Source organism: Xanthomonas sp. LF07-6 (genome assembly GCF_034105445.1).
Taxonomy (GTDB): Bacteria; Pseudomonadota; Gammaproteobacteria; order Xanthomonadales; family Xanthomonadaceae; genus Xanthomonas_A; species Xanthomonas_A sontii.
On sequence record NZ_JAXGGI010000006.1, the window covers coordinates 40,049 to 60,896 of the forward strand.

Consider the following 20,848-nt stretch of genomic DNA (forward strand, 5'->3'; position numbering starts at 1 on the left):
CGGCGCCTCATCTCAGGCAAAGGAATGCGCGATGCACCGTCGATCCCTCCGTTCGTGGTGGCGCTGGAGCGCCGTGCTGTCGCTGCTGCTGGCATCGACTGCCGTTGCCGCCGACGGAGTCGGCCCGGGCGCGGTGCGCAAGCAGATCGAAAGCAGCATGCTGGTGACCGGCACCATCGACATCGAACCCAACGGCACGGTGTCGGCGCTGGCGCTGGACCAGCAGGAGCGTCTGCCCGAGGGCGTGGTTGGCTTCGTCCGCAACAGCGTGATGCAGTGGAAGTTCGAGCCGGGCATGCGCGATGGCAAGCCGGTGCCGGCGCGCGCGCCGATGACCCTGCGCGTGGTCGCCAAGCGCCTGCAGGGCGACGACTACCAGGTCGAGATCCGCGGCGCCGATTTCAGCCACTACGATCCCAACGACCGCAGCGTGGTGACCTCGATCCAGATGAAGCCGCCGGCCTATCCGGAAGCCGCCTACAGCGTCGGTGCCGCGGGCTCGGCGTACCTGGTGCTCAAGGTGGGCCGCGATGGTCGCGTCGCCGACGCCGCAGTAGAGCAGGTCAACCTGCGCGTGGTGGCGTCCGAGCGACAGATGCAGCAACTGCGCGACGTGCTGGGCAAGAGCGCGCTGGGCGCGGCGCGCAAGTGGACCTTCCGCCCGCCGAGCGAAGGCAAGGACGTGGAGGCGCCTTACTGGACCGTGCGTGTGCCGGTCGACTACGCGCTGCTCGACCAGCCTCGCCAGAGTGCGCCGTCGGCTTACGGCCGCTGGATGAGCTACATCCCCGGCCCGCGCCAGCGCGCGCCCTGGATTACCGGCGAGGACGCGACCGGCTTCTCGCCGGACCTGTTGCCGGCCGGCGGCGTGTACATGGCCGACGGCGCCGGCCCGCGCCTGCTGACGCCGCTGCAGGGCGGTTGATCGGCGACGGTGTTCGCCCGGTCTTACAGGCCGGGCTGCCCCGCATAGACCACCCGCCAACGTTAGCGCGCCGCGCGGCGGTCGTCGTCGCGGCGCCGGGTCGAGACGACCAGCACCGCCAGCAATAACGCGGCCAGCAGCAGCGACGCGCCGACCGTACCCAGGTCCAGCCCGCCTTTGCCGGCCGGCTTGCTGAGCAGGTCGCCGAGGGTGGCGCCGAACGGACGGGTCAGCACGAACGCCGCCCAGAACAGCGCCGTGTGCGAGACCCGGGTGAACGCATAGGCCAGCGCGATCGCCGCCAGCAGCGCCGCGATCAGCAGCGCGCCGCCAGCGAAGCCCAGCCCCGAACTGTCGGCCAGGTAATCGCCCAGCGCGGTCCCCAGCGTGTTGGAGACCAGGATCGCCAGCCAGTAGAAGACCTCGGCGCGGCCGCTGCCGATCCGCTCGACCGACAGGCTGCGTTCGCACAGCCACCAGGTCGCCAGCACTGCGACCAGCAGGCTCACCAGCAGCAGCGCGCCCTGCGCGTAGCCCAGGCCCAGGCTGCGGTCCATGTAGTCCGACAGCGTGGTGCCGGCGGTGCTGGTGGTCAGGATCACCCACCAGTAGCGCCATGGCTGGAAGTTGCGAGCGTGCAGTTGCGCCCACAGCGAGACCAGGAAGACCCCGAGCAGCAGCACGCTGCTCAGCGCATAGCCGACATCCAGGGTCATCGACAACAGATCGCCGCCGGTCTCGCCGAGGGTGGTGGCGCAAATCTTCATCACCCAGAAACCGAGGGTGACCGGGGCGACCTTGCTGACGGCGGTGTTGGCGGTGACGGGCATGGCGGCGGACGCGGCGGGGCGAATGCCGCCCATCTCACCCGCGCCCACGTCGAAAGACCGTCGGACCCGACGCCAGCAAGACACTGGCAACACAGTGCCGCCGCCACAAACGCGAACGCCCCGCCGAAGCGGGGCGTTGCGGTCGAGCCGGCGCCGGAACTCAGCGCTTCATCGAACCGAAGAACTCGTCGTTGGACTTGGTGTTCTTCATCTTGTCCAGCAGGAATTCCATCGCCGCGATCTCGTCCATCGGATGCAGCAGCTTGCGCAGGATCCAGATCTTCTGCAGCAGTTCCGGCTCGATCAGCAGGTCCTCGCGGCGGGTGCCGGAGCGGTTGATGTCGATGGCCGGGTACACGCGCTTCTCGGCGATACGGCGGTTCAGGTGCACTTCGCTGTTGCCGGTGCCCTTGAACTCTTCGTAGATCACCTCGTCCATCTTGCTGCCGGTCTCGACCAGCGCGGTGGCGATGATGGTCAGCGAGCCGCCTTCCTCGACGTTGCGCGCCGCGCCGAAGAAGCGCTTCGGGCGGTGCAGGGCGTTGGCGTCGACGCCGCCGCTGAGCACCTTGCCGGAGGACGGCACCACGTTGTTGTAGGCGCGGGCCAGGCGGGTGATCGAGTCGAGCAGGATCACCACGTCCTTCTTGTGCTCGACCAGGCGCTTGGCGCGCTCGATCACCATCTCGGCGACCTGCACGTGGCGCGCGGCCGGCTCGTCGAAGGTCGAGGAGATGACCTCGCCGCGCACGGTGCGCTGCATTTCGGTCACTTCTTCCGGGCGCTCGTCGATCAGCAGCACGATCAGGTGCACGTCCGGGTGGTTGGTGGTGATCGCCGTGGCCACCTGCTGCATCAGCATGGTCTTGCCGGCCTTCGGCGGGGACACGATCAGCGCGCGCTGACCCTTGCCCTGCGGCGCCATCAGGTCGAGGATGCGGCCGGAGATGTCTTCCGAGGAGCCGTTGCCGCGCTCCAGGGTGAAGCGCTTGCGCGGGAACAGCGCGGTCAGGTTCTCGAACAGGACCTTGTTCTTGCTCGCTTCCAGCGGCTCGCCGTTGATGGTGTCGACGATCGACAGCGCGAAGTAGCGCTCGCCGTCCTTCGGGAAGCGGATGCGGCCGGACAGGTGGTCGCCGGTGCGCAGGTTGAAGCGGCGGATCTGGCTGGGCGAGATGTAGGTGTCGTCCGGGCCGGCCAGGTAGCTGGCCTCGGCCGCGCGCAGGAAGCCGAAGCCGTCCGGCAGGATTTCCAGCACGCCGTCGGCGGCGACGCCTTCGCCGTGGCGGGTCAGCACCTTCAGCAGCGCGAAGATCACGTCCTGCTTGCGCGCGCGGGCCACGCCGTCCTGGATGTTGAGCTGCTCGGCGATGTCCAGCAGCTTCTGCGCCGGCATCTTCTTCAGATCGCTCAGCGAGTAGATCGGGAAGCCTTCCGGCACGCTGGCGTGCGGGCGCGGCACGAACGGCTCGTTGCCGCCGTTGTCGCTGGGCAGGCCGTTGTCCTGGAAGCGGTCGCCGCCGCGCTGGTTGCGGTCGCGGTCGCGGTCGCGGCGATTGCGGAAGCGGTCGCGGCGGTTGCCCTGCTGGTTGTTCTGGTTGTTCTGGTTCTGGTTGTTGAAGCGGTTGTTGTTGCCGCCGTCGCGCGGCTCACGGCCTTCGCGCGGTTCTCCGCCGTCGGACGCCTGGCCGCCGCCCTGCTGGGCCGGCGCGTCGCCGCCGCCGTGGCTCTGGCCGCCGCTTGAGGCCGGGGCCGGAGCCGACTCCGTGGCCGCGGCGCGCGGCGCCTCGGTCTGGACGGGCGCAGGCGCGGGCGCGGGATTCAGCGGCAGGGTCGGCTGTGCCGGCGCGCCGTGCTCGGCGGCACCTTCCGCGCCGCTCGCGGCCTTGCTGACGCGCGGCTTGCGCACGCGCTTCTCGGCGGGGGCGTCGGCGCTCCCGGGTTCGGACATGGTGTGATCGGACAAGTGGTGTTCCTCGCTAAGAGTGCGAGCGCCCAGCGTGGGGGCATACGGGGTTGGGAGGAGGTCTGGGAGAGAATCTTCCAGAGGGGGTGCGGTGTGCGAATGCCACCGGATGTATCGACACTATCACCGCCACGCAGGCACGGCAAGCAGGCGTTCGTGGGCGATTCAGCCGCCGGCGATGCTGCGCCGGCCGGGCTGCCGCGGCGCCGCTCCGGTTGCGGAGCGGTGCCGGCAGCGGGCGTCAGGCGGCGCTGCCGCCCAGGGTCTTGTCGATCATCTGGGTCAGCTGGCCCTTGCCGACCGCGCCGATCTGGGTGGCCTGGATCTGGCCGTTCTTGAACAGCAGCAGCATCGGGATCGAGCGGACGTGGTACTTGATCGCGGTGGCGCGGTTCTCGTCCACGTTGACCTTGGCGACCTTGAGGCGGCCGTCGTAGGCATCGGCGAGGTCGTCCAGCACCGGCGCGATCATCTTGCACGGGCCGCACCACTCGGCCCAGAAGTCCACCAGGACCGGCTCGTCGGACTGCAGCACCGTGGCATCGAAATCGGCGTCGCCGACGTAAAGGACCTTGTCGCTCACTTTGGGGGTTCTCCTGGGCCAATGCGACTGGCCGGACCGGGTGGCCGCCGCATTGCGGTAAACTGGGGCATTGCGCGGCGATCTCAAGGGATTCCCCCTGTCGCGCGACCCGGCATGGAAGACGCCAGTGTGCGACGCTGCCGGGACCGATGCAAGCCGCGACCTTACGCTTCGGGCGGGGTGGCCTCACGAAGATGGAATGATGAGCGACAAACCGCTGACCGATGTGACTTTTTCCGCGTTCGAACTGCAGCCCGCGCTGCTCGCAGGCCTCGAAAGCGCCGGCTTCACCCGCTGCACCCCGATCCAGGCGCTGACCCTGCCGGTGGCCCTTCCGGGCCGCGACGTGGCCGGCCAGGCCCAGACCGGCACCGGCAAGACCCTGGCGTTCCTGGTGGCGGTGATGAACCGCCTGCTCAGCCGCCCGGCGCTGGCCGACCGCAAGCCGGAGGATCCGCGCGCGCTGATCCTGGCCCCGACCCGCGAACTGGCGATCCAGATTCACAAGGACGCGGTCAAGTTCGGCTCCGAACTGGGCCTGCGCTTCGCCCTGGTCTACGGTGGCGTGGACTACGACAAGCAGCGCGAACTGCTGCAGCAGGGCGTGGACGTGATCATCGCCACCCCCGGCCGCCTGATCGACTACGTCAAGCAGCACAAGGTGGTGTCGCTGCACGCCTGCGAGATCTGCGTGCTCGACGAAGCCGACCGCATGTTCGACCTGGGCTTCATCAAGGACATCCGCTTCCTGCTGCGGCGCATGCCCGAGCGCGGTACCCGCCAGACCCTGCTGTTCTCGGCCACCCTCAGCCATCGCGTGCTGGAGCTGGCCTACGAGCACATGAACGAGCCGGAAAAGCTCGTCGTCGAGACCGAGAGCATCACCGCCGCGCGCGTGCGCCAGCGCATCTACTTCCCCTCCGACGAGGAGAAGCTGACCCTGCTGCTGGGTCTGCTGTCGCGCAGCGAGGGCGCGCGCACCATGGTGTTCGTCAACACCAAGGCGTTCGTCGAGCGCGTGGCGCGCGCGCTGGAGCGCAACGGCTACCGGGTCGGCGTGCTGTCCGGCGACGTGCCGCAGAAGAAGCGCGAGACCCTGCTCAACCGCTTCCAGAAGGGTCAGCTGGAGATCCTGGTGGCCACCGACGTGGCCGCGCGCGGCCTGCACATCGACGGGGTCAAGTACGTCTACAACTACGACCTGCCGTTCGACGCCGAGGACTACGTGCACCGCATCGGCCGCACCGCGCGGCTGGGCGAGGAGGGCGACGCGATCAGCTTCGCCTGCGAGCGCTATGCGATGAGCCTGCCGGACATCGAGGCCTACATCGAGCAGAAGATCCCGGTCGAGCCGGTCACCGCCGAGCTGCTGGTGGCGCTGCCGCGCACCCCGCGCGCGCCGGTGGAGGGCGAGGCCGCCGAGGCCGATGGCGAGGAGAGCATCGGTGAGATCTTCCGCGAGGCCCGCGCCCAGCGCGAGGCCGACGAGCAGCGTCGTGGCGGCGGTCGCGGCAAGCCCGGCGGCGGCCGCAGCGGCCCGGGCGGCCGTGGCGAGTCGCGCAGTGCCGACGGCAAGCCGCGGCGTCCGCGCACGCCGCGTCCGGCCGATGCCACGGCCGCTGCGGCCGACGGCACTGCGCCGGTTGCCGCCGCGCCGGCACCCGCGCCCAAGCCGCCGCGTGCTGCGCCGGCCGAGGGCGCTGTGCCGGCGGTCGAAGGCGAGCGTCCGCCGCGCAAGCGCCGTCGCCGTCGCGGCGGGCGTCCGCTGGAAGGTGCCGAGGGCGCACCGGCCGGCAACGGCAGCGCCGCCCCGGCGACCGCGGCCCCGGCCAAGCCGGTGCAGGTCGTGGCCACCCCGGTCAAGGCCGCGCGCCAGGCCGAGCGTGGTGCGGCGGCGAAGAACGATTCGTTCCTGACCCGCCTGGGCCGCAAGCTGCGCTCGCTGGTGTCCAGCTCCTGAGCCGGACCGGCCGTCCGCCGCGTGCGACGCGCGCGGTGGACGAACACCCGGGCCGCTCCGGCATAATCGCCGGATGAGCGTTCTGCGGTTCGACAATGTCAGCAAACAGTACGCCGGCGGCCACGCGGCGCTGGTGGACGTCAGCTTCGAGGTCGAGGAGGGCGAGATGCTGTTCGTCACCGGCCATTCCGGTGCCGGCAAGAGCACCTTGCTCAAGCTGATCCACCTGAGCGAGCGGCCCTCGCGCGGCGCGGTGCTGTTCGGTGAGCGCAACCTGCTGAAGGTGCGCGGCCGCCGCGTGCCCCTGCATCGGCGCGAGGTCGGTGCGGTCTATCAGGAGCACCGCTTGCTCACCGACCGCAGCATCGCCGAGAACGTCGCGCTGCCACTGATCCTGCGCGGCACCCGTCGCGCCGAGATCGGCAAGCGCGTGCGCTCGGTGCTCGAGCGCATGGGCCTGGGCCACCGCGAGAAGGCGCTGCCTTCGCAGCTGTCGGCCGGCGAGCAGCAGCGCGTCGGCATCGCCCGGGCGATGGTCGGCGAACCGCGGCTGCTGGTCGCCGACGAACCCACCGGCAATCTCGACCCGACCCTGGCCGCCGAGATCATGCAGCTGTTCGCCGAACTGCCAGCGCGCGGCACCAGCGTGCTGGTGGTCAGCCACGACCTGGCCCTGCTCAAGCAGATGCGCAAGCGCGTGCTGATCCTGGACCACGGCCGCCTGATCGACGACATCTCGCCGCAGGACCTGGCCGAATGAGCGCGCGCAACGCCGGCGCCGCGGCGCCCTCGCGGCTGGGCGTGTGGTGGGACCACCACCTGCACAGCATCGTCTACAGCCTCGGCCGCGCCATGCGCAAGCCGTGGGCGACGCTGCTGACCATGGCGGTGATGGCGCTGGCGCTGACCCTGCCGCTGGGCCTGTCGATCGCCCTGGACAACCTCAAGCAGTTCGCCGGCAGCGTGCAGCAGTCGCGCGACATCAACGTATTCCTGAAGACCGACGTCGACGCCGCCGCGGCGCAGGCGCTGGCGCAGACCCTGCGCGGCCGTGGCGACGTGGCCGCGGTAACGCTGCGCACGCCCGCCGAAGGCATGGCCGAGCTGCGCGACAGCGCTGGCCTCGGCGAGGCGCTGGACGCGCTGCAGGACAACCCGCTGCCGACGCTGCTGATCGTCACCCCGGCCGCGGCCGACGACACCCCGCTGGCGACGGCGCTGACCGCGCTGCCGCAGGCCGACCTGGTCCAGCACGACGCGCTGTGGCGCAAGCGCCTGGACGGCTGGCTGCATTTCGGCGAACGCCTGGTGCAGGTGCTGTCGCTGCTGCTCGGCGCCGGTGCGGTGCTGGTGGTCGGCAACACCGTGCGCCTGGACATCCAGTCGCGGCGCGAGGAGATCGGCGTGCTGCAGCTGCTCGGCGCCAGCGACGGCTTCATCCGCCGCCCGTTCCTGTACCTGGGCGCCTGGTACGGTTTCGGCGCCGGAGTGCTGGCGCTGGGCCTGCTCGCGGCCTCCGGCATGGCCCTGGGCCAGCCGCTGGCGGCGCTGGCCGACAGCTACGGTAGCCACTTCGTGCTGCACGGGCTGGACGCGCTGCACGCCGGCTTCGTCCTGCTCGGCACTCTGCTGCTGGGCTGGCTCGGCGCCTGGCTGGTGACCGGCCACTTCCTGCGCCAGACGCGGCCCACCGACACCTGAGGCGCACATGGCCGGGCACGAGCTCAAGCATCTGATCAGCGCCGCCCCCCGGGTGATGGTGGTCGATGGCTCGAAGCTGGTGCGCAAGCTGATCGCCGACGTGCTGCATCGCGAACTGCCCGACGTGACCGTGGTCGGCTGCGCCAGCATCGCCGAGGCGCGCGCCGCGCTGGAGGCCGGTCCGGTTGATCTGGTCACCACCTCGCTGGGGCTGCCCGACGGCGACGGCCTGACCCTGGCCCGCAGCGTGCGCGAGGCCGCCGGCCAGGCCTACGTGCCGGTGATCGTGGTCTCCGGCGACGCCCAGCAGCACCTGGTCGAGCGCCGCTTCACCGAGTACGTCACCGACTACTTCGACAAGGCGCTCGGCCACGAGGCGCTGGCCACCTTCATTCGCGGCTACGTGCAGCCGCAGCCGGTGGCCGGCGCCACCGTGCTCTACGTCGAGGACAGCCGGGTGGTGGCCGAAGCCACCAAGCGCATGCTCGAGCGCCAGCAACTGCACGTGGTGCACGTGCTCAGCGCCGAGGACGCGTTCGCCCTGCTGACCGCCGAGTCGCTGGGCCGCACCACCCGCCGCATCGACCTGGTGCTGACCGACGTCACCCTCAAGGGCGAACTCAACGGCCGCGACGTGGTCCAGCGCATCCGCGTCGACTTCGCCTACGGCAAGCGGCGCATGCCGGTGCTGGTGATGACCGGCGACAGCAACCCGCACACCCAGTCCGAGCTGCTGCGCGCCGGCGCCAACGACCTGGTGCAGAAACCGATCGAGGAGCGCCTGCTGGTCACCAAGGTGCTGTTCCAGTTGCGCCTGGCGCGGCTCGACGAGATCGCGGTGACCTTCTGACCGATGTGATGTCCCGAGCCTGCAAGCGATGAGCAACAACGAAGACGAAAGCCGGATCCAGCTGGAGCCGTCGTGGAAGGCGCAGGTCGGCGACTGGCTGCTGCGCCCGGAGATGCGCGAGTTGGCCACGTTCCTGCGCCAGCGCAAGGCCGCCGGTGCGCGGGTGTTCCCGCCGGGGCGGCAGATCTTCGCCGCCTTCGACGCCACCCCGTTCGAAAAGGTGGAGGTGGTGATCCTCGGCCAGGACCCGTACCACGGCTACGGCCAGGCGCACGGGCTGTGCTTCTCGGTGCTGCCGGGGGTGCCGGTGCCGCCGTCGCTGCTGAACATCTACAAGGAGATCGAGGACGACCTGGGCATCCGCCGGCCGGACCACGGCTGCCTGCTGCCGTGGGCGCAGCGCGGCGTGCTGCTGCTCAACGCGGTGCTGACGGTGGAAGAAGGCCGCGCCGGCGCGCACCAGGGCAAGGGCTGGGAGGGCTTCACCGACCACGTCGTGGAGACCCTCAACCGCGAGCGCGAGGGCCTGGTGTTCCTGCTCTGGGGCAGCTATGCCCAGGCCAAGGGCAAGGTCATCGACACCCGCCGCCACCGCGTGCTGAAGGCGCCGCACCCCTCGCCGCTGTCGGCGCACCGCGGCTTCCTCGGTTGCAAGCATTTCTCCGCGGCCAACGAGTACTTGAAGCGCCGCGGCGCCGCCCCCATCGACTGGAGTCTGCCGCCGCGCGCAGAGCTGGAAGCGGCGCTGGGCGGCGCCTGAACCGCGGTTGGACAGGGCGACGCTGTCGCCTGACGTGGACGCCATTTTCGCGAACCGGCTGCTACTTTTGCGGTCAGAGAACGGGATGACGATGCGTCCCGATTGTTTCAGTGGCTTGTGATGCAGTGTCATTCCTGATTCATATGTTGCATAAACAGAACACAGGAACTTTTTACTGTACCCAGCAGTCCAATTAGTAGACTGCTAAGATGAGCCCTATGAGCCAGACGCTTACTTCCAACGCATTGGTTGCCAACAACCTCCCGATCCCCAGTCCGCTCGGTTCGCTGGATGCCTATATCGGCGCCGTGCATCAGATCCCGGTGCTGACGTCCGACGAGGAACGTGCACTGGCGGTGCGATATCGCGACCAGGAAGACCTGGACGCGGCCCGCGAACTGGTCCATTCCCACCTGCGCTTCGTGGTGCACGTGGCCCGCGGCTACAACGGCTACGGCCTGCCGCTGGGCGACCTGGTCCAGGAAGGCAACATCGGCCTGATGAAGGCGGTCAAGCGTTTCGACCCGGACATGGGCGTGCGCCTGGTCAGCTTCGCGGTGCACTGGATCCGTGCCGAAATGCACGAGTACATCCTGAAGAACTGGCGCATCGTCAAGGTCGCCACGACCAAGGCGCAGCGCAAGCTGTTCTTCAACCTGCGCAAGTCCAAGACCCGCCTGGGCTGGATGAACGCGGCCGAGGTCACCGCCGTGGCCAAGGACCTCAACGTGTCCGAGCGCGAGGTGCTGGAGATGGAGTCGCGCCTGTCCGGTCGCGACATCGGTTTCGACGCGCCGTCCGACGAGGACGACGACCACGCGCCGCCGTCGCCGGCCGCGTATCTGATGGCCAACGAGGAAGATCCCTCGCAGGCCTACGAACGCGCCGACAGCGAGGACAACCAGCTGCAGCTGCTGCGCGAAGGCCTGGCGGAACTGGATGCGCGTTCGCGCGACATCATCAAGCGCCGCTGGCTGGATGCCGACAGCAAGATCACCCTGCAGGAACTGGCCGACGAGTACGGCGTGTCGGCCGAGCGCATCCGCCAGATCGAGGCGAACGCGCTGAAGAAGATGAAGGCGCTGTTCGTCGCCTGAGTCGCCTGCGGCGAGCGATTGCAACGCGCGAGAAGGCCCGGCATTGCCGGGCCTTTTTTCTTGTCCTGGGCGGCTGTGACTGCCGGCTGCGGAAGTCCGTCCGCACGCCGCTGGATCACGACTCCGGCGGACGCGCCACCGGCAGGTGCCAGCCGTAGCGGATCGCCATGAAGCGCAGGCCGAAACACAGCACCGCACCCACCCCCAGGCCCCAGGGCTGCGGCAGGTGCAGCACCTGCGCCACGGCCACCACGCCGCCGCCGAGCAGGGCCGCCACCGCGTACAGCTCGGCCTGCAGCACCACCGGCGTGCGCGCCACCAGCAGGTCGCGGACGATGCCGCCGCCGATGCCGCTGAGCATGCCCAACAGCGGCGCGCTGAGCGGACCCAGGCCGAACGCCAGCGCCTTGCTGGTGCCGTAGACCGCGAACAGCGCCAGGCCCATCGCATCGAAGATCTGCACCGGATTGCGCAGGCGCTCGACCGTGTGGTGGCTGTAGAAAGCCAGCAGCCCGGCCAGGCAGGCGACGCCGAGATAGCGCACGTCGGCCAGCGCCGCCGGCGGGGTGGCGCCGATCAGCACGTCGCGGGCGATGCCGCCGGAGACCGCGGCCGCGCACGACAGCACCAGCACCCCGAACAGGTCCAGGCGATGGCGCACGCCGACGGTGGCGCCGCTGATCGCGAACACGAAGGCGCCCAGCAGGTCGAGCAGGAACAGGAAGGTGGCCAAAACGGCACTGCGCTGCAGCAAAAAGGCCGGCTAGGATCGCAGCCCGGCCTTGCAGTGTCACCTGTCGACGGGCGGTGCGGGCTGCGCCTGCGTGTCCTCCGCCGCGGGCGGGTCGCCGAGGATGATGCGCGCGGCGCGCTGGTAGCTCCAGTACGCCCAGGCCCAGTTGAGCAGCACCACCACGCGGTTGCGGAAGCCGATCAGGAAGAACACGTGCGCGGCCAGCCAGAACCACCAGGCCAGCACCCCGGAGAGCTGCAGCCGGCCCAGGTGCACGATCGCGGCCATGCGCCCGATGGTGGCCAGGTTGCCGTAGTCGGCATAGCGAAACGGCACGCCGGCGGTGTCGCCGCGCAGCCGCCGGCGCAGGGTGTCTGCGACGTGCCGGCCCATCTGCTTGGCGGCCGGCGCCACCCCGGGAACCGGGCGCCCGTCGGCCTGCTGCAGCGCGGCCAGGTCGCCGGCCACGAACAGTTCCGGATGGCCGGGTACGCTCAGGTCCGGCTGCACCTGCACGCGGCCGCTGCGGTCCAGTGGCGTCTGCAGGGTCTTCGCCAGCGGCGAGGCGGCCACGCCGGCGGCCCAGACCACGGTGCGCGCCGGTACGAAGGTGCTGCCGAGGCGATAGCCGCTGGCGTCGATGTCGGCGACCGGCACGCCGGTCAGCACGTCCACGCCGAGCTTCTCCAACTGCTTCTGCGCCTTGGCAGAGAGGTGTTCGGGGAACGAGGACAGCACCCGCGGGCCGGCCTCGATCAGCCGCACCCGCGCCTCGGCCGGGTCGATGCGGCGGAACTCGTGCTTCAGCGTGTGCCGGGCGATCTCCGCCAGGGTGCCGGCCAGCTCGACCCCGGTGGGGCCGCCGCCGACGATGGCGAAGCTGAGCCAGGCCGCGCGCGCGGCGGGGTCGGTTTCCGCTTCGGCACGTTCGAACGCCAGCAGCAGGTGCCGGCGCAGTTGCAGCGCGTCGTCCAGGGTCTTCAGGCCGGGTGCGTGCGCGGCCCAGTCGTCGTGACCGAAATAGGCATGGGTGGCGCCGGTGGCGACCTGCAGGTAGTCGTAGGCCAGCGTCTGCCCATCGGCCAGGCGCACTTGCCGCGCCTGCTTGTCGATGTCGACGACTTCCCCAAGGCGCACTTCGACGTTGTCCTGGTGGCGCAGGATCTGCCGCAGCGGCGCGGCGATGTCCGGGGCCGACAAGCCGGCGGTGGCGACCTGGTACAGCAGCGGCTGGAACAGGTGATGGTTGCGGCGGTCGATCAGGGTGATGCGCAGCGGCGTCCTGGCCAGGGCGCGGGTGGCCCACAAGCCGGCGAAGCCACCGCCGACCACGATCAGGTGCGGCACGCGTGTGTCGTCCATGCAGGACTCCAGGAGGGGAAGGGGAGAGGAGGCGTCCGTTGTCGGCGCGGCGGTCGCGTCGCAGCCGCGCGGCGCGCCGATCCTCTGGAACGCGCGCTGCCGGTGAGGCGCTGCGCGAACGTCGAGGGCCGGACCTGCATGTCCGTATAGTAGCGCGATGCCAAGCGCGGTCAGCGACATGGAGGACGCACGCTCATGCCAGCGACAGTGAAGCCGCGCGCGTCGGCGCCGCCGCCGGCGCTGCTGCCGTCGCGCTGGCGCAGCCTGCTGTTCTGGGCCAAGACCCGTGCGCTGCAACTGCGCCGCGCGCTGCACGATCTGCGCGACGGTCCGCGCCGGCATCGCCGCGATGCCGGCCTGGCGATCGCCGACGGCAGCTGTGCCGAATCCGTCACCGCGCTGTGGCCCGACAGCGAGGAGACCGCGCCGCAGCTGGTGGCCGGCAAGATCCACAACCTGCGCCTGGCCGCGCGTGCGCTGCACGGCGTGGAGGTGCCGGCCGGGGCGACCTTCGGTTTCTGGCGCCAGCTCGGCCGCGCCACCGGCCGTCGCGGCTTCGTCGCCGGCCGCGAACTGCGCGAGGGCTGCCTGGTGCCGTCGATCGGCGGTGGCCTGTGCCAGGTGTCCAATGCGATCTACGACGCGGCGCTGCGGCAAGGTCTGGAGATCGTCGAGCGGCACCGCCACACCCAGGTGATTGCCGGCTCCCTGGCCGAGCGCGACCGCGACGCGGTGGTGTTCTGGAACTACGTGGACCTGCGCCTGCGCGCCGCCGCGCCGTGGCGGCTGGAGGTGTGGCTGGACGGCGAAGCGCTGCACGTGCGCATCCGTGGCGGTGCCGTGGCGCCGGCGGCGTTGCCGTTGCCGCCGCTGCAGCGACCCACCGCGCCGGCCGGTGTCGACGCCGCCAACGACTGCACCCGCTGCGGCCGCAGTGCCTGCCATCGCCATGTGCCAGCGGTGCCCGATGGGCTGCACCGCACCTGGCTGGTCGACGAGGAATGGCCGGAGTTCGCCACGGACCGCCGACGCCGGCAGCAACCCGGCGACCGCGTGCTGGCGCTGCCGCGGACCAGCGTCGCGGCCTTGCGCGCGGCGCTGCTGCGGCGCTGGTGGTTGTGGCGCGGCATGCCGTTGCCGCAGGCGCGCCAGCGCGCGCAGCGCATCCGCCTGCAGGCGCTGCGGCGGCGCCTGGGCGCGCGCGATGTCGACCTGGTGGTGCCGCAGAGCCTGTTGCCGGAGCTGTGGCTGGCCGGCGAGTTGCAGGGCCGGCGCTGGGACGTGTGCATGACCGCCTTGCCGATGCATCTGCTGCAGGCGCGCCTGGACGTGGCCGCGCAGCGGCATCCGCACAGTCCCACCCTGCGCGATTTCCGCGCCGATCCTTCGCTGGTCGCCGCCGAGCGTGCGGCACTGGCGCAGGCGCGGCACTGGATCACGCCGCATCGCGAACTGCTGGCGCTGGCCGGCAGCCGCGGCCTCGCGCTGGCATGGCAACGGCCGGCGCTCCCTGCAGCCGCGCCGGAGCATGCGGCCATCACGGCGGACGCCGTACCGCGGGTACTGCTGGCGGCCTCGGCGCTGGCGCGCAAGGGCGCCTACGAACTGCGTGAGGCGGTGCGTGGCCTGCCGGTGTTGTTGCTGCTGCCGCCCGGTGCGCAGGAGACGCCGGACTTCTGGAACGGCATCGCGGTACAGCGGGTCGCGTCGATGGCCGAAGGCGTGCACGCTGCTTGCCTGGTGCTGCTGCCGGCGTGGATCGAACAACAGCCGCGCGGCCTGTTGCTGGCCATGGCGCTGGGCAAACCGGTGATCGCCACCGCCGCCTGCGGCCTGTCCGCGGACGCTGGCGCGTGGCGCTGCGTGGAGGCCGGCGACAGCGCCGCGCTGCGCGCGCAGGTGATCGACGCCTTGGGTCTGGCGGGCTGAGCAACGCACGAGGTGTCACGGCCGCTGGCGCGTTGCCCGCCTGCCTCGCTACGCGTCAAGCGGATGCGCTGTTCCTCTAGAGCGGCTCCGGGGGGAATACGGGTGGTGTCGCGATACGCGCCATTGCCTCATGCCTCGTAACAGCGGCTTCAACCGCGACGAAGCACTCCCGGTAACGCCTCATCGCGGCTGAAGCCGCTTCTACGGCATTGGACAGCGCGTCGGTTCTGCCGAGCTGCCACCACTCGCCGTGTCAGTACAGATCCTGCGGATCCACATCCAGCGACCAGCGCACCCGCCGTGCCTGCGGCAGCGCGTGGATCGCCGGCACCGCCGCGTCCAGCAACGCGTGCAGCGCGCGCCGCGTGTTGGCCGACAGCAGCAACTGGGTGCGCTGGAAACCGGCGCGGCGCGGCATCGGCGCCGGCATCGGGCCGAAGCGCTGCACCTCGTCCTGCACCGGCAGCAGCGCGCGCACTGCGGCGAGGAAGGCGTTGGCGTGCTCGACCTGCTTGGCCTCGGCGCGCAGCAGCGCCAGGTGCGCGAACGGCGGGAAGCCGGCGGCCTCGCGTTGCTCCAGTTCCGCGGCGGCGAAGGCGTGGTAGCCGCCGTGCACCAGGGTCTGCAGCAGCGGATGCGCGGGGTGGTGGGTCTGCAGCCAGACCTCGCCCGGGCGCGCGGCGCGGCCGGCGCGCCCGGCGACCTGGATCAGCTGCTGCGCAAGCTTCTCGCTGGCGCGGAAATCGGCCGAGAACAGGCCTTCGTCGATGCCCACCACCACCACCCGGCTCAATTGCGGCAGGTCGTGGCCCTTGGCCAGGATCTGGGTGCCGACCAGGATGCCGGGCGCAGTGCCGAGCGTGGCCAACTGCGTCTCCAGCGCATCGCGGCGCTGGGTGGTGCTGCGGTCGATGCGCAGCACCGGCACGTCCGGGAATGCCTGCACCAGGCGCTCCTCCAGGCGTTCGGTGCCGATGCCCTGCGGCTGCAGGGCCAGGCTGCCGCAGTCCGGGCAGGCCAGCGGCGCCGGCTGGCGCGCGCCGCAGTGGTGGCATTGCAGGCGCCGGCCGCCGGCGTGCACGGTCATCGGCGTGGCGTGCAGCGGGGTGCTGCAGCGCTGGCACGGCGCGGTCCAGCCGCAGTCGTGGCACAGCAGCACCGGCGCATAGCCGCGGCGGTTCTTGAACACCAGCACCTGGCCGCCTTCGGCCAGTGCCGTGCCGATCCCGGCCAGCACCTCCGGCGACAGCCCGTCCTGCAGCGGGCGCTTGCGCACGTCGAGCACGCGCACCGTCGGCGGCTTGGCGTCGCCGGCGCGGCGGGTCAGGCGCAGATGTGTGTAGCGGCCGCCGGTGGCGTTGTACAGGCTCTCCAGCGACGGCGTCGCGCTGCCCAGCAGCACCGGCACGTCCAGCGCCTTGCCGCGGACCAGGGCGAAATCGCGGGCGTGGTAGCGGATGCCGTCCTGCTGCTTGTAGCTGCCGTCGTGTTCCTCGTCGACCACGATCAATCCTGCCTGCGGCAGCGGCACGAACACCGCCGAGCGGGTGCCGACCACCACCTGCGCCTCGCCACGCCAGGCGGCGGCCCAGACCCGGGCGCGTTCGTTGTCGTTGAGCCCCGAATGCAGCGCGTGCACCGGCACCCCCAGGCGGGCGCGGAAGCGGGCCAGGGTCTGCGGGGTCAGGCCGATCTCCGGCACCAGCACCAGCGCTTGGCGCCCGCGCGCCAGACAGGCGGCGATCGCCTGCAGGTAGACCTCGGTCTTGCCGCTGCCGGTCACACCGTCGAGCAGGAACGGGGCGAAGCCGGCGGCGGCGACCACCGCGTCGATGGCGGCCTGCTGTTCGGCATTGGGGATCGGACCGGGTTGTGGCTGCGGTGCCGCGGCGCTGGCCGGCACCGCGATGCGCTCGGCGTGGCCGCGCTTGGCCAGGGCGCGCGCGGCGCTGCGCCAGTCGTCCATCGCCTGGTCCAGCCGGTCCTCGTCCATGGCGCCGTCCGCCAGCAGCGCGGCGAAGCGGTGCGGGCGGGTGCCGGCGCGGGCGCGGTGGCTGGCGCCAGCCTCGGTCAGGCGCCAGGCCCAGGCGTGGGTGTCGGGCAGCGGTTCGCCGCGACGCAACGGCACCGGCAGGGCGGTCGCCAGCACCTCGCCCAGCGGCGCGTGGCTGTAGCGCGCCAGCCAGCGCAGCGACTCGGCCAGTTCGCCGTGGAGCAGGGGCACCGGGTCCAGCCAGGCCAACGCCGCGCGCAGGCCGTCGGCGTCCTCGACCTGGCCGATCGCCGCGACCACTCCGCTCAGTTCGCGGTTGCCGAACGGCACCTGCACCCGGCGGCCGACGTCGCCGTCGGCGACCGTGCCCCCGGGCGGCGGCAGGTAGTCGAACACCTGCGGCAGCGGCACGGGCAGGGCGACGCGGAGCGTGGCGGCGGGGGAGGGCATCCGCCTAGTCTAGGGCGTGTCACCGATCCCCGAGTACGCCGCGTTGGGTCTGGCAGGCGCGCTGCCGGCGTTGCGGGCGCAGCGCCTGACTGGCCGTCAGGTCAAGCCGCGCGGCGTCGGCAGCGCGCCTGCCAGACCCAACCCGAAGGGCCGTGGTTGCGCGTGCCCGTGGCCGCGTCATCGCTCGGGCGTGGACGCACGTCCACTTCCTCGCTCTTCCTTGCCACAAGCACGCGCAACCGCGGCGCGGCATGCTCGGGGATCGGTGACACGCCCTAGCGGCCGTGGCAAGTGGGTTCCGGGGGGCGGGAGTTGCGCGCGATTGCTGCCCGCAAAGTGATAAACCGGTCGTAAATGGCCGCCGCGCTTGGGGAATCGAATTTATCCACATCTGCTGTGGATAAAGCTGTGCATGACGGGCATGCTCCACGCCGTGAAGACGGACTCACAAGCCTCTGCCACGAGTTGGACAAAAAAGCGCCAATCGCATTTATTCTTTTCGAAACAACAACTTGGCCGTGAAACACAGATGCAACATGGTTTCGCGGGGGCTTGACAAGACCTGTCGCAGGCCAATTTCCGGCGCTGTGCACAACCGGCCGTCGCGACGGCCGCGGGTGAGCCGATCGGGACGCCGCTGTCAAGCGCGCGGTGTGGCGGCTGCCTCGCTATCATCGCGCCGATGATGGAGTCCCGATGACCGCCACGTCCCCTTCCGACGGCGTGGCCGCACCGCCCGCCCTGGCCGCGTTCCTGCGCGGCATCGAACGCCGCGCCGCGGTCCTGGCCGACCTGCAGAGCGGCCGGCCCGAACGCGGCATGCCGGCCCTGGCGGCGGCGATGCGGGCCTTCCGCAGCCACGCCGCGGCGCTGCCGATGGCCGACTGGCCGCTGCGGTTCTGGAAGCTGCTCGCTGCGGTGCCCACCCTGCGCCAGGCCGATGCCGCCGACGGTGCCTGGCCGGCGCCGCTGGCGCATCTGCGCAGCCTGCAGCCGGCCGACCGCCTGGCGCTGTTGTTGCGCATCGTCGCCGGACTGGACGAGCCGCTGGCTGCGCAGGTGCTGCAGCTGACCACCGAGGACTACCAGCAGGCGCTGGCGCGGGCCTGTCCGCGCGACGCCGGCGGGCGTCCGGATGCGGCCGGCTGGCGCGCGCTGGCCGACGCGGCGCAACAGTGTCTGCGCGACCTGCCGCCGGCGCGGCTGCAGGCCCTGGCGCAACTGCGCGATGCGGCGATCGCCGGCAGCACGGCCTCGCCTGCGCCGGCCAAGGCGCCGGCCTCTGCCGCGGCCGCGGCGCGTCCACGCCGCCGCGCCGCGCGCTCGGCCCTGCGCACGCGCCTGGCCGGGGCGGTGATCGCGGTGGTGGTCCTGGCCCTGGTCGGGACGCTGTTCTGGGACCGCCTGCCCTGGCATCGGTCCCGTGCCGCGACCGCGGCCGGTGGCAGCGACGCGAGCCTGGCGCTGGGCGATACCGGCCCGGTGCAGGTGGAAGTGCTGCCGCCGGAGTCGGACACCGCCAGCGCGCCGCCGCTGCCGGCCGACCCGCCGGCGCCGCTGCCGGAGCCGGCGATCTACGACCTGGATTTCTATGCGTGGTACGCGGCCGGCGCGCCGCCGCCGCGGATCGAGCGCAGTGCTCCCAGCGCGGCCGACTTGGCGGAGGCCGCCGAAGCCCCGCCGGCTGCCACCGTTGCCCCGGCCGTCGCGCCCGCGGCGACCACGCCACCGGCGCTGACCCCGGCGCAACTGCGCGCGCGCCAGGCCGCCTGGGATGCGCTGCCGGCGGCGGCGCAGGCGCGGCTGCGTCAGGTCGCCACGGCCTTCGCCGGCCTGCCGATCGAGCAGCAGCACAGCCTGCATGCGCAGTTCGCCGAGATGGACGCCCTGGAGCGCCACGGCTGGTTGCTCGGCCCGGAACTGGGTGCCGAGTTCTGGGCGCTGCAGCCGCTGCTGGGCTACGTGCCGGAGGCGCAGCGGCAGGCACTGCTGGGCCTGTTGCGCGGCCTGCCGGCGGACCAGCGCGAGCATCTGGCGCTGCTGTCGCAACGTACCCCGCCGCAGGACCGTGCCGCCTTGCGCCGCGACCTGCTGGCGCAGGGCGCCGACAGCCGTGGTGCCTGGCTGAAGCAGCGCGCCGCGCGCTGAACTGCCCGCGGCGCCTGGCGTTCCGGGCACCCGGTCCCGAGCCCCGGGTCCGGGCTCCTCCTGCAGTCATCCGCCGCAGCGGGTAGAATGCCCGGCCTCCGCCACCCGGTGCCGGCGCTGTCTGCGCGGCCGCAGTCGGCGGGATCGCCAGAGTCTTGCAATGTTTTCGTCTTCCACCCCGGCCTCGGTCCGGGGCCGCGAACTGCGCACCACCGCGCAGCTCGCCCTGCCGCTGGTCCTGGGGCACGTCTCCACCGGCCTGATCAGCTTCGTCGACAACGTGATCGCCGGCCACCACGGCACCCGCACGCTGGCCTCGGTGACGGTCGGCACCGCGCTGCTGTGGCTGCCGATGATGATCCCGATCGGCACCCTGATCGCCCTGACCGCCTCGGTGTCGCAGCTCGACGGCGCCAAGCGCCATGCGCAGATCGGGCCGCTGTTCCGCCAGGCGCTGTGGCTGTCGCTGGGCCTGGGCCTGCTGATGTTCGCGTTCCTCAGCGTGATGCCGATGGCGCTGCCGCAACTGGGCATCGCCCCGGAGATCGTGCCCGGCGCGCGCGACTTCCTGCTTGCGATCCGTTGGGGCGTGCCGGCGCTGGTGCTGTACTTCTGCATGCGCTACCTCAGCGAAGGCATGCACTGGACCCTGCCGACCATGCTGCTCGGCTTCGGCGGCCTGCTGCTGCTGGCGCCGCTCGGCTATGCGCTGACCTTCGGCCTGTGGGGTCTGCGCGAGCACGGCGCCGGCGGCCTGGGCATGGCCTCGGCGATCATGATGTGGGCGCAGGCGCTGTGCTTCGCCATCTACCTGGCGCGGTCCAGGCGCTTTGCGCCGTTGCGCCTGTTCGCGCGGTTCGAGGCGCCGGATCTGCGCGCGATCGTCGGGCTGCTCAAGACCGGATTGCCGATCGGCGTGACCATCCTGATGGAAGGCGGCCTGTTCATCGTCACCGCGCTGCTGATCGCGCGGCTCGGCGAGGTGCCGGCGGCGGCGCACCAGATCGCGATCAACGTGGCGCAGCTGTGCTTCATGGTGCCGATGGGCGTGGCCGAAGCGACCACGGTGCGGGTCGGCCGCGCTGCCGGCGCGGGCGATGCGGTAGGCGTGCGCGGCGCGGCCTGGGCCGGCTATGCGATCGTGCTCGGCACCCAGGCGCTGTCGGCGCTGGTGCTGCTGGTCGGCCACGACGCCATCGTCGGCGTCTACACCAGCGACCTGGCGGTGGCGGCGCTGGCCTCCACGCTGCTGCTGTACGCGGCCACCTTCCAGTTCCCCGACGGCGTGCAGGTGCTGTCGGCCGGCGCGCTGCGCGGCCTCAAGGACACCCGCGTACCGATGTTGCTGGCCCTGTGCTCCTACTGGGGCCTGGGCATGCCGCTGGGCGCCGGCCTCGGCCTGTGGCTGGGCTGGGGACCGCAGGGCATGTGGATCGGCCTGATCCTGGGTCTGACCGCGGCCGCGGTGATGATGGGTGCGCGTTTCCGCTGGAGCAGCGCGCGGCTGCTGGCCGCGCCGGCGGCCCCCTGACTTCAGACGCATGTGCGGCGCCTGATGCAG

The 20,848-nt window shown here is 71.5% G+C and carries 16 protein-coding genes; 10 read left to right on the forward strand and 6 right to left on the reverse strand.

Going from position 1 to position 20,848, the window contains the following annotated elements; genetic code table 11:
- Positions 1–31: 31 nt before the first annotated feature.
- On the forward strand, positions 32–925 hold the full coding sequence (locus SLW56_RS11440) for an energy transducer TonB (protein WP_267084961.1): 894 nt from the start codon (positions 32–34) through the stop codon (positions 923–925).
- A 62-nt stretch (positions 926–987) separates the two neighbouring features.
- On the opposite strand, the gene SLW56_RS11445 is transcribed toward SLW56_RS11440, so the two are convergent.
- From SLW56_RS11445 to trxA, 3 genes are all read right to left on the reverse strand, one after another.
- A complete protein-coding gene (locus tag SLW56_RS11445; protein ID WP_267084960.1) occupies positions 988–1,788 on the reverse strand; it encodes a hypothetical protein in 801 nt (266 codons plus the stop codon).
- Between the two features lie 127 nt (positions 1,789–1,915).
- Positions 1,916–3,721, reverse strand: coding sequence for a transcription termination factor Rho (gene rho / locus SLW56_RS11450; RefSeq protein ID WP_320694862.1), 1,806 nt, complete (start codon positions 3,719–3,721; stop codon positions 1,916–1,918).
- 241 nt (positions 3,722–3,962) lie between these two features.
- Complete coding sequence (gene trxA / locus SLW56_RS11455; RefSeq protein WP_017908556.1) at positions 3,963–4,304, reverse strand: thioredoxin TrxA; 342 nt, start codon at positions 4,302–4,304, stop codon at positions 3,963–3,965.
- A gap of 202 nt (positions 4,305–4,506) precedes the next feature.
- Between trxA and rhlB the strand changes: the two genes are divergently transcribed.
- The 6 genes from rhlB to rpoH all read left to right on the forward strand — a co-directional run bounded on the left by rhlB (position 4,507) and on the right by rpoH (position 10,672).
- Positions 4,507–6,264: an ATP-dependent RNA helicase RhlB gene (gene rhlB / locus SLW56_RS11460; protein ID WP_295910869.1), complete on the forward strand. Its 1,758-nt coding sequence runs from the start codon at positions 4,507–4,509 to the stop codon at positions 6,262–6,264.
- Between the two features lie 73 nt (positions 6,265–6,337).
- On the forward strand, positions 6,338–7,024 hold the full coding sequence (gene ftsE, locus SLW56_RS11465; RefSeq protein ID WP_320694863.1) for a cell division ATP-binding protein FtsE: 687 nt from the start codon (positions 6,338–6,340) through the stop codon (positions 7,022–7,024).
- Entirely contained in the window at positions 7,021–7,965 is a 945-nt protein-coding gene (ftsX, locus tag SLW56_RS11470) for a permease-like cell division protein FtsX (protein ID WP_017909424.1), read from the forward strand. The genes ftsE and ftsX overlap by 4 nt, the downstream gene beginning before the upstream one ends.
- 7 nt (positions 7,966–7,972) lie before the next feature.
- Positions 7,973–8,815, forward strand: a complete 843-nt coding sequence (locus tag SLW56_RS11475) for a response regulator (RefSeq protein WP_017909425.1) — start codon at positions 7,973–7,975, stop codon at positions 8,813–8,815.
- Between the two features lie 28 nt (positions 8,816–8,843).
- Positions 8,844–9,575 carry a uracil-DNA glycosylase gene (gene ung / locus SLW56_RS11480; protein WP_152238761.1) on the forward strand — a complete coding sequence of 244 codons (732 nt, stop codon included), beginning with the start codon at positions 8,844–8,846 and terminating at the stop codon, positions 9,573–9,575.
- 218 nt (positions 9,576–9,793) lie between these two features.
- Positions 9,794–10,672 carry an RNA polymerase sigma factor RpoH gene (gene rpoH / locus SLW56_RS11485; RefSeq protein ID WP_026143641.1) on the forward strand — a complete coding sequence of 293 codons (879 nt, stop codon included), beginning with the start codon at positions 9,794–9,796 and terminating at the stop codon, positions 10,670–10,672.
- Positions 10,673–10,787: 115 nt separating this feature from the next.
- On the opposite strand, the gene SLW56_RS11490 is transcribed toward rpoH, so the two are convergent.
- Both SLW56_RS11490 and SLW56_RS11495 read right to left on the reverse strand, forming a co-directional pair.
- Positions 10,788–11,405 (reverse strand): trimeric intracellular cation channel family protein, encoded by a 618-nt coding sequence (locus SLW56_RS11490; protein ID WP_320694864.1) that lies wholly within the window; start codon positions 11,403–11,405, stop codon positions 10,788–10,790.
- A 57-nt stretch (positions 11,406–11,462) separates the two neighbouring features.
- Positions 11,463–12,767: an NAD(P)/FAD-dependent oxidoreductase gene (locus tag SLW56_RS11495; protein ID WP_320694865.1), complete on the reverse strand. Its 1,305-nt coding sequence runs from the start codon at positions 12,765–12,767 to the stop codon at positions 11,463–11,465.
- A gap of 195 nt (positions 12,768–12,962) precedes the next feature.
- Between SLW56_RS11495 and SLW56_RS11500 the strand changes: the two genes are divergently transcribed.
- On the forward strand, positions 12,963–14,696 hold the full coding sequence (locus SLW56_RS11500; RefSeq protein ID WP_320694866.1) for a VanW family protein: 1,734 nt from the start codon (positions 12,963–12,965) through the stop codon (positions 14,694–14,696).
- 253 nt (positions 14,697–14,949) lie between these two features.
- Here SLW56_RS11500 and SLW56_RS11505 read toward each other — a convergent pair whose 3' ends face one another.
- Entirely contained in the window at positions 14,950–17,139 is a 2,190-nt protein-coding gene (locus SLW56_RS11505) for a primosomal protein N' (RefSeq protein ID WP_320694867.1), read from the reverse strand.
- A 696-nt stretch (positions 17,140–17,835) separates the two neighbouring features.
- Here SLW56_RS11505 and SLW56_RS11510 point away from each other — a divergent pair.
- Positions 17,836–19,287: a hypothetical protein gene (locus SLW56_RS11510; protein WP_267100260.1), complete on the forward strand. Its 1,452-nt coding sequence runs from the start codon at positions 17,836–17,838 to the stop codon at positions 19,285–19,287.
- 160 nt (positions 19,288–19,447) lie between these two features.
- On the forward strand, positions 19,448–20,818 hold the full coding sequence (locus tag SLW56_RS11515; RefSeq protein ID WP_017911990.1) for an MATE family efflux transporter: 1,371 nt from the start codon (positions 19,448–19,450) through the stop codon (positions 20,816–20,818).
- Positions 20,819–20,848 lie beyond the last annotated feature (30 nt).